7 protein-coding genes are annotated in these 8,852 nt (G+C 69.2%); 5 read left to right on the top strand and 2 right to left on the bottom strand.

Features of this window, described 5'->3' with window-relative positions; all coding sequences use genetic code 11:
* From CG723_RS32800 to CG723_RS32785, 4 genes are all read left to right on the top strand, one after another.
* The coding region (locus tag CG723_RS32800) for a vitamin B12 dependent-methionine synthase activation domain-containing protein (RefSeq protein WP_324905762.1) at positions 1 to 965 on the top strand (965 nt) is incomplete at its 5' end.
* Between the two features lie 142 nt (positions 966 to 1,107).
* On the top strand, positions 1,108 to 1,803 hold the full coding sequence (locus tag CG723_RS32795; RefSeq protein WP_100597129.1) for an HAD family hydrolase: 696 nt from the start codon (positions 1,108 to 1,110) through the stop codon (positions 1,801 to 1,803).
* A 369-nt stretch (positions 1,804 to 2,172) separates the two neighbouring features.
* Positions 2,173 to 3,777: an ABC transporter substrate-binding protein gene (locus tag CG723_RS32790; RefSeq protein WP_100597128.1), complete on the top strand. Its 1,605-nt coding sequence runs from the start codon at positions 2,173 to 2,175 to the stop codon at positions 3,775 to 3,777.
* A 77-nt stretch (positions 3,778 to 3,854) separates the two neighbouring features.
* Positions 3,855 to 5,444, top strand: a complete 1,590-nt coding sequence (locus CG723_RS32785) for an ABC transporter substrate-binding protein (protein ID WP_100597127.1) — start codon at positions 3,855 to 3,857, stop codon at positions 5,442 to 5,444.
* A 66-nt stretch (positions 5,445 to 5,510) separates the two neighbouring features.
* Here the strand turns inward: CG723_RS32785 and CG723_RS32780 are convergent, their stop codons facing one another.
* Both CG723_RS32780 and CG723_RS32775 read right to left on the bottom strand, forming a co-directional pair.
* Positions 5,511 to 6,182, bottom strand: a complete 672-nt coding sequence (locus tag CG723_RS32780) for a response regulator (RefSeq protein ID WP_018535046.1) — start codon at positions 6,180 to 6,182, stop codon at positions 5,511 to 5,513.
* A gap of 38 nt (positions 6,183 to 6,220) precedes the next feature.
* On the bottom strand, positions 6,221 to 7,078 hold the full coding sequence (locus CG723_RS32775) for a RecB family exonuclease (protein WP_100597126.1): 858 nt from the start codon (positions 7,076 to 7,078) through the stop codon (positions 6,221 to 6,223).
* 206 nt (positions 7,079 to 7,284) lie between these two features.
* On the opposite strand from CG723_RS32775, the gene CG723_RS32770 reads away from it, so the two are divergent.
* Entirely contained in the window at positions 7,285 to 8,811 is a 1,527-nt protein-coding gene (locus CG723_RS32770; RefSeq protein ID WP_199841988.1) for a site-2 protease family protein, read from the top strand.
* Positions 8,812 to 8,852: the final 41 nt, after the last annotated feature.

Raw genomic sequence — 8,852 nt, 5'->3', positions numbered from 1 at the left:
ACGCGTTCGAGGGCCTGCGTCTGATGGATGCCCTTATCGCCGTCAAGCGGGGCGTGCCGGGTGCGACACTGCCGGAGCTCAAGCAGCGCCGGGTGAAGGCGGGCAGCGTACAGATCGAGGAGCGGCCCGAAGAGGGGCCCGCACGCTCCGACACGTCCACCGACAATCCGGTCCCCGAGCCGCCCTTCTGGGGCACCCGCGTCATCAAGGGAATCCAGCTCAAGGAGTACGCGTCCTGGCTGGACGAGGGCGCCCTGTTCAAGGGCCAGTGGGGCCTCAAGCAGGCGCGCACCGGTGACGGGCCCACGTACGAGGAGCTCGTGGAGACCGAGGGCCGCCCCCGCCTGCGCGGCTGGCTCGACGAGTTGCACACCAAGAACCTGCTGGAAGCGGCCGTCGTCTACGGCTACTTCCCGTGCGTGTCCAAGGGCGAGGATCTGATCATCCTCGACGACCAGGGCAATGAGCGCACCCGCTTCACGTTCCCGCGCCAGCGCCGCGGCCGCCGCCTGTGCCTCGCGGACTTCTTCCGTCCGGAGGAGTCGGGCGAGACCGATGTCGTGGGCCTCCAGGTTGTCACCGTCGGCTCCCGGATCGGCGAGGCGACCGCGGGGCTCTTCGAGTCGAACTCGTACCGCGACTACCTCGAACTGCACGGCCTGTCCGTCCAGTTGGCCGAGGCGCTCGCCGAGTACTGGCACGCACGCGTCCGCTCCGAGCTGGGCTTCTCCGGCGAGGACCCCTCCGAGATGGAGGACATGTTCGCGCTGAAGTACCGCGGCGCCCGCTTCTCGCTCGGCTACGGAGCGTGCCCGGACCTCGAGGACCGCGCCAAGATCGCTCAGCTCCTGGAGCCCGAGCGCATCGGTGTCCAGCTCTCCGAGGAGTTCCAGCTCCACCCGGAGCAGTCCACGGACGCGATCGTCATCCACCACCCGGAGGCGAAGTACTTCAACGCGCGGTAGCGCGGCGCGGCGGGCGCCCCGGAGACGTCGTCGCGCGCATTGATCCGTATGCGACGTACACTGGTCGGTCCAGTGCAGGCCGGTTGCCTTCCCGTCAAAAGGAGGCAGCCGGCCTTCTCGTCCCTCACGGAGGTGTGCCCGGATGACCAGTACGGTCCCCGCTCTCGGTACCCGAACGGCCGAAGGCTCCGCCCTGCAGGCTGTGCTCCTCGACATGGACGGCACTCTGGTGGACACCGAAGGCTTCTGGTGGGACGCCGAGGTCGCCGTCTTCGGGTCGCTGGGGCACGCGCTCGACGAGGCGTGGCGCGAAGTCGTCGTCGGTGGCCCCATGACCCGCAGTGCCGGCTTCCTCATCGAGGCGACCGGCGCGGACATCACGCTCCCAGAGCTGACCGTGCTGCTCAACGACGGCTTCGAGGAGCGCATCAGCAGCGTCCTGCCGCTCATGCCGGGCGCCGCGCGGCTGCTCGCCGAACTCGCCGCCCACGAGGTGCCCATGGCCCTCGTGTCCGCCTCCCACCGGCGCATCATCGACCGGGTCCTGACCTCGCTCGGTCCCGAGCACTTCGCGCTCACCGTCGCAGGTGACGAGGTCGAGCGGACGAAGCCGTACCCCGACCCGTATCTGCTCGCGGCCGCGGGTCTTGGTGCGGATCCGGCCAGATGTGCCGTCATCGAGGACACCGCGACCGGTGTCGCCGCCGCCGAGGCGGCCGGCTGTCATGTGGTCGCCGTACCCTCCGTCGCCCCGATCGCACCCGCCCACCGGCGCACCGTCGTCCCCTCGCTCGAACACGTCAACCTGCCTTTCCTACATGGCCTGATGGGCTACTGAACCTTCGGTAACACCGCTCGCGCGTGGCCGAAATGCAGCGCCCATCAACCCAGTTGAGCATGTGACCTTTCCCACTCGATGTGGGGTCGACAGGTACACGGACCTGTGCTGCGGCCCCACCCCCCACTCCACCCCGAGTGACCTTGTGTCCCGATTGGTCGGACCCTGAGCCGAAGAGACCCCTGTGGGGTTATCGGTGTGTCCACGCCCGGTTTCGCAGCGTGATGAAGTCGTGGCTCCGGCCCCTTCGGGACCCTTCGCCATGCGCACTAATCTCGTGGCGAGAACATCGCCGTAACCCCTCGTGTCCCGTCGACACCACCCCCGTTGCCGGGCCCACGGGATCGACAGCTCTGGAGAACTTCGAGCATGAACCGCAAGACTTTGGTGTTGCCGGCCGTCATCGGCCTGCTCGCGCCTGTGCTCGCCGCCTGCGGCGGGTCCGACAGCGGGGGCAAGGACGGCAACCCGATCGCCGTCGGTACCACCGACCGGTTCGTTGCCTCGAAGGCGGTCCCGGCCCCGTTCGACCCCGCGTACGCCTACGACGCGGGCTCCTGGAACGTGCTGCGCCAGACCGTCCAGACCTTGATGGCCATGCCGCGCGGCGGCGGCGAGCCGGTGCCCGAGGCCGCCCAGACCTGCGGCTTCACCGACACCGGCAACGAGCGCTTCTCCTGCACCCTGCGCAAGGGCCTCGCGTTCGCCGACGGCACCCCCGTCACCGCCTCGGACGTGAAGTTCTCCATCGACCGTGTGCTCGGCATCAAGAGCGACAGTGGCTCCTCCGCGCTGCTCTCCAGCGTCGACACGATCGAGACCAAGGGCCGCAACGAGGTCATCTTCCACCTGAAGAGCCCCGACGCCACCTTCCCGTACAAGCTGGCCACACCCACCGCCGGCATCGTCAACCCCGACGACTACACGAAGGGGAAGCTGCGCAACGGCTTCTCGGTCGACGGCTCCGGCCCGTACACCCTCGACGCCCAGGTCAAGAACAACACCCTCGTCAAGGCCGTCTTCACCAAGAACCCCCACTACAAGGGGCAGTTGAAGCCGAAGAACGACAAGGTGGAGCTGGTCTCCTTCGCGGATGCCGACGCCATGGGCAAGGCCCTCGAAAAGGGCGACGTCGACATGATGACGCGCACCATGTCGCCGGAGCAGATCAAGCGGCTCTCGGACAACCCGAGCAAGAACATCAACCTGGTCGAGATGCCGGGCATGGAGATCCGCTACCTCGGATTCAACACCAGCGCCCCCGTGGTCAAGAGCAAGGCCGTCCGCCAGGCCATGGCCCAGGTCGTCGACCGCGGCCAGCTCACGGCCGACGTCTACGGCACCTCCGCCGAGCCGCTCTACTCGCTCGTGCCCGCCGGCATCACCGGCCACACGAACTCGTTCTTCAACAGGTACAGCGAGCCGAGCCGCTCCAAGGCCGCCTCGATCCTTTCCCGGGCCGACATCACCACGCCGGTGAAGCTGACCCTGCACTACACGACCGACCACTACGGCTCCGCCACCAAGCGGGAGTTCGAGTTGCTCAAGCAGCAGCTCAACTCCAGCGGCCTGTTCAAGGTCGGCATCAAGGGCGACGCCTGGGACACGTACCGCGCCGCCGAACTCAAGGGCAAGTACGACGTCTACGGCCTCGGCTGGTTCCCCGACTTCCCCGACGCCGACAACTTCATCGCGCCGTTCCTCGACAAGGACAACTTCCTCGCGTCCCCGTACGCGAACAGCACGATCCGGGACCAGCTCATCCCCGAGTCCCGTCGTGAGGCCGACCGGCTGACCGCCTCCAAGAGCCTCACGAGCATCCAGAACATCGTCGCCGACGACGTGCCGGTCCTCCCGCTCTGGCAGGGCAAGCAGTACGTCGCCGCCCGCGACGACATCACCGGAGTCGAGTGGGCGCTGAGCTCCTCCTCGATCCTTCAGCTCTGGGAGCTCGGCCGCGGAGTGAGCGGCTGATCCCAGCGCGAGCCGGCCTTCCCGTCAAGGGCGGCCGGCTCGCCCGATTTCCGCACCACTGACGACAAGGCACGTACGTGAGAATGCGCAACCAGTGGCTGGTCCTGCCCCTCGGGACGGGACTCACCGCGGCCCTGCTGGCCGGCTGCGGCACCGACCAGGGCGATGCCGCCGGGCAGGGCGGGGCCGTGGTCATGGGAATGTCCGACGACATCCAGGCCACCGATCCGGCGTCCGGCTACGACCCGGGGTCGTGGCTGCTGTTCAACAACGTGTTCCAGTCGCTCCTGAGCTTCCCCAAGGGCAGCACGGAGCCGGAACCCGAAGCCGCCAAGGAGTGCTCCTTCACGGACTCCGGCACCCGCGTCTACTCCTGCACCCTGCGCGACGGCCTCACGTTCAGCAACGGCCACAAGCTCACCTCGAAGGACGTCAAGTTCTCCTTCGACCGCATGATGAACATCGGTGACGACGCCGGCCCGGCGATCATGTTCCCCATGCTCGACAAGGTCGAGACGCCGAACGCCAAGACGGTCGTCTTCAAGCTGAAGCACGCGGACGCCACCTTCCCCAGCAAGATCGCGTCCGGCGCCGGATCCATCGTCGACCACGCCGCCTACTCCATGGACGGCTTGCGCACGGACGGCAAGGCCGTCGGCTCCGGCCCCTACAAGCTGGACTCCTTCGACAAGAAGAAGGCCGTCTTCTCGGTCAACCCGGACTACAAGGGCACCGCGAAGGTCCAGAACTCCGGCATGACCATCAAGTTCTTCCACGGCGACCAGGCGGGACTGAAGAAGGCCCTCGTCGGCGGCGACATCGACCTCGCCTACCGCGGACTCGCCGCCAAGGACATCGCCGGCATCGAGAACTCCACCTCGACGAGCAAGCCCATGGACGTCGTCGAGGGCACCAGCGCCGAGGTCCAGCACCTGGTCTTCAACATGAAGGACCCCGTCGCCGGACGCCTGTCCGTGCGCAAGGCCATGGCCTACCTGATCGACCGGGACGCCCTGGTCGACGAGGTCTACCAGGACACCGCCACCCCGCTGTACTCGATCATCCCGGCGGGCATCAGCGGCCACAACACGGCCTTCTTCGACACCTACGGCGCCCACCCGTCGCCCGCCAAGGCCCGCGCCGCGCTGCGTGCCGACGGCATCACCGGCAAGGTGAAGATCACCCTCTGGTCGACGCCCTCGCGCTACGGCCCCGCCACCGACCAGGAACTCGCGGCCGTCGCCAAGCAGCTCAACGCGAGCGGCCTGTTCGAAGCCGACATGAAGTCCATCGAGTTCGGCCAGTACGAGAAGGACATCAAGACCGGCAAGTACGGCGTGTACGTGAAGGGCTGGGTCCCGGACTACCCGGACCCCGACAACTTCACCCAGCCGTTCTTCGGCGCCGGCAACGTGCTCGGGAACAACTACACCAACAGCACCATCACCGGGAAGATCATCCCGGAGACCGGGGCGCAGAGCGACCGGGCCTCCACCGACCGGGACTTCGAGCAGCTCCAGAACATCGTCGCCGACGAGCTGCCGGTCCTGCCCGTCTGGCAGGCCAAGCAGTACGCCGTCGTCCGTGACAGCGTCTACGGCCTGGAGTCGTGCCTCGACGCGTCGACCGTGTTCCGCTTCTGGGAGATCAGCAAGGGCACCGAGTAACAGAACGGTGGCCGCCTCCTTTCGCGGGAGGCGGCCACCGGCCTGGTCATTGAGCTGTTGCCGTTCCTACTGGGCGCCGGGACGCACCAGACCGCTCTCGTACGCGTACACCGCCGCCTGCACGCGGTCGCGCAGCCCCAACTTCGTCAGCACATGGCCGACATGGGTCTTCACCGTCGTCTCACTGACGAACAGATCCGCCGCGATCTCCGCGTTCGACAGGCCACGGGCCACGAGCTTGAGGACCTCGACCTCACGCTCGGTCAGCGTGTGCAGTGTGTCGGGCACCGGCTCGTCGCCGGACGGCAGATGGTCCGCGTACTTGTCGAGCAGCCGACGCGTGATGCTCGGCGCGAGCATCGCCTCGCCCGCCGCGACCACCCGGATCGCCTGCACCAGCTCATTGGCCGGAGCGTCCTTCAGCAGGAAGCCACTGGCGCCGGCGCGCAGCGCCTCCACCACGTACTCGTCGAGGTCGAACGTCGTCAGGACGAGCACCTTCGCCGGACCGTCCCGTCCGGGGCCCGTGATCTGCCGGGTCGCCTCGACACCGTCCATCCGCGGCATACGGATGTCCATCAACACCACATCGGGCTGCAGGGCACGTACCTGGTCGAGCGCCTGCAGGCCGTCTCCGGCCTCGCCGACGACCGCGATGTCCTGCTCGGCCTCCAGAATCATCCGGAACCCGGTACGGAGCAGCGGCTGGTCGTCGACCAGTAGGACGCGGATCGCCACGTAACTCTCCTTAGGTAGTCCCGGCCCATTCTGCCCTGCTAGCTGCTCTCCGACCCGGGCACCCCGATCTGAAGCGGATACGGCGGGGGAGTCCCACCGAACTCCGGGCAAACCGCCTGATGGTCACACCAACCGCACAGCTTCGTCGGGCGCGGCCGCCACTCGCCCGTCTCCGTGGCCAGCTGGATCGCCTCCCAGAGCGCGTGCAGCTTGCGCTCCACCCGCTCCAGGTCCGCCACCACCGGGTCGTACGTCAGTACATCACCGCTGCCCAGATAGACCAGCTGGAGCCGCCGCGGCACGACCCCCTTCAGGCGCCACACCACCAGCGCGTAGAACTTCATCTGGAAGAGCGCGCCCTCCGCGTACTCGGGGCGCGGGGCCTTGCCCGTCTTGTAGTCGACGATCCGGACCTCGCCCGTCGGCGCCACGTCGACCCGGTCGATGATGCCGCGCAGCTTCAGGCCCGAGTCCAGCTGGGCCTCGACGAACAGCTCCCGCTCGGCGGGCTCCAGACGCGTCGGGTCCTCCAGCGTGAACCAGCGCTCGACGAGCTGCTCCGCCTCGCCGAGCCAGCGCGCCATCCGCTCGCCCTCGCCGTCGTCCGCGAACAGCTCGGCCAGCTCCGGCTTCACCTCACGCAGCCGATCCCACTGGCCGGGAATGAGCGACTTGGCCCGCGGGGCCGTCCGCTCGCCCGCGGGCGCGTCGAACAGTCTCTCCAGCACGGCGTGCACCAGCGTGCCGCGCGTCGCCGCCTCGCTCGGCTTCTCGGGCAGCTTGTCGATCACCCGGAACCGGTAGAGCAACGGGCACTGCATGAAGTCGCTCGCGCGCGACGGCGAGAGCGACGCAGGGCGAGCGGCCGCGGCGGCCCCTTCGGTGCTGGTTTCCATGACGACAGACCTTACGGGCAGCCACTGACAGTCAGGTACGAACGCGTCACGGGCGTCCTGGGAAGCGGAGCCCTGCGGCGCCGCAGGGGAGTCGGCGAGGGCCGCGCCACACCGGACGCATACCATCGACGGCAGACCCCCTCGCCCTGCATGATCGTGCAACGGCAGGAGCGAGGGATTTCTAACGAGGGGACCGAGGGATCACCGTGGACGACAGCGGCCGGCCGCAGCCCGGCAGCGGCACGACGGACGACCACCAGGCCGCCCGCCCCGGCCCCACGCCCCCCGTGCCCCCAACACCCGTGAACGGCGCGGCCCGAGCGAACTCCGTGCCGCACGCGCCCCAGGACCCGGAAGAGCCCCCGCACACGGAACACCCCGACCCCGCCGCCCCGGCCGACGGCGAGGACACCACCCCGGCCGACCCGAGCGAGACCTCCGACAGCGCGCCTGACACCGCCCCCGGCCCGGACCCGTTCACCGAGCCCGCCTCCGCCGACGGCGACGACACGCGCCCGGCCGACCCCGAGCCCCCGGCCCGGACCCCCGCGACAAGCGGCCGCCGCCCCACCAAGGCACCCGAACCCCGAGGCGGACTGCTCATGGGCCGCCCCTTCGGCGTCCCCGTCTACGTCGCGCCCAGCTGGTTCCTCGTCGCCGCCCTCATCACCTGGGTCTTCGGCGGCCAGCTCGACCACGTCCTGCCCGAACTCGGCGCCGCCCGCTACCTCGTCTCCCTCTTCTTCGCGGTCGCGTTCTACGCCTCCGTACTCGTCCACGAACTCGCGCACACCGTCGCCGCGCTCCGCTTCAAGCTGCCGGTGCGCCGCATCCAGCTGCAGTTCTTCGGCGGCGTGTCCGAGATCGAGAAGGAGTCCGAGACACCGGGACGCGAGTTCGTGCTCGCCTTCGTCGGACCTCTGCTCTCCCTCGTCCTGGCCGGCGTCTTCTACCTCGGCATGCTCGCCGTGGAACCCGGCACCGTGCCCGGCGTCCTGCTCGCGGGACTGATGATCTCCAACCTCATCGTCGCCGCGTTCAACCTGCTGCCCGGCCTGCCCCTCGACGGCGGCCGCATGCTGCGCGCGATCGTCTGGAAGATCACCGGCAAGCCCATGAGCGGCACCGTCGCCGCCGCCTGGGTCGGCCGCGCCCTCGCCGTCACCGTCCTCCTCGGACTGCCCCTGCTCACCCAGTCCGGCGCCCTCGGCGAAGGCCCCGCGGACGTCAGCGGCATGGACACCGTCACCGACGCCCTGCTCGCCGCCATCCTCGCCGCGATCATCTGGACCGGCGCCGGCAACAGCCTCCGCATGGCCCGCCTGCGCGAACACCTCCCGGAACTGCGCGCCCGCACCCTCACCCGCCGCGCCGTCCCCGTGGAGAGCGCCACCCCACTCTCCGAGGCCCTGCGCCGCGCCAACGAGGCGGGCGCCCGCGCCCTCGTCATCGTCGACGCCGACGGAGAACCCAGGTCCCTCGTCCGCGAGGCCGCCATCGTCGGCGTACCGGAACACCGCCGCCCCTGGGTCGCGGTGAGCGGCCTCGCCCAGGACCTCACCGACGGCATGCGCGTCTCCGCGGAACTCGCCGGCGAGGAACTCCTCGACACCCTCCGTGCCACCCCCGCCACCGAGTACCTCGTCGTCGAGGAGAGCGGCGCCATCTACGGCGTCCTGTCCGCCGCCGACGTGGAGCGCGCCTTCGTCAAGGCCATGGCCCGCCCCTCCTGACCGGGCCCGCACCCCCGCGCCCCTGGTCCGCGGGCCCCCAG

Origin of the sequence: Streptomyces sp. CB01635, assembly GCF_002803065.1 — a bacterium.
Lineage (GTDB): Bacteria > Actinomycetota > Actinomycetes > Streptomycetales > Streptomycetaceae > Streptomyces.
Note: the sequence above shows the minus strand (reverse complement) of the source record. Positions and strands in the feature narration are given on the sequence as shown.

Coding starts and splice junctions, on each gene's coding strand:
- CG723_RS32795 (WP_100597129.1), top strand. CDS start 1,108: ATGACCAGTACGGTCCCCGCTCTCGGTACCCGAACGGCCGAAGGCTCC.
- CG723_RS32790 (WP_100597128.1), top strand. CDS start 2,173: ATGAACCGCAAGACTTTGGTGTTGCCGGCCGTCATCGGCCTGCTCGCG.
- CG723_RS32775 (WP_100597126.1), bottom strand. CDS start 7,078: ATGGAAACCAGCACCGAAGGGGCCGCCGCGGCCGCTCGCCCTGCGTCG.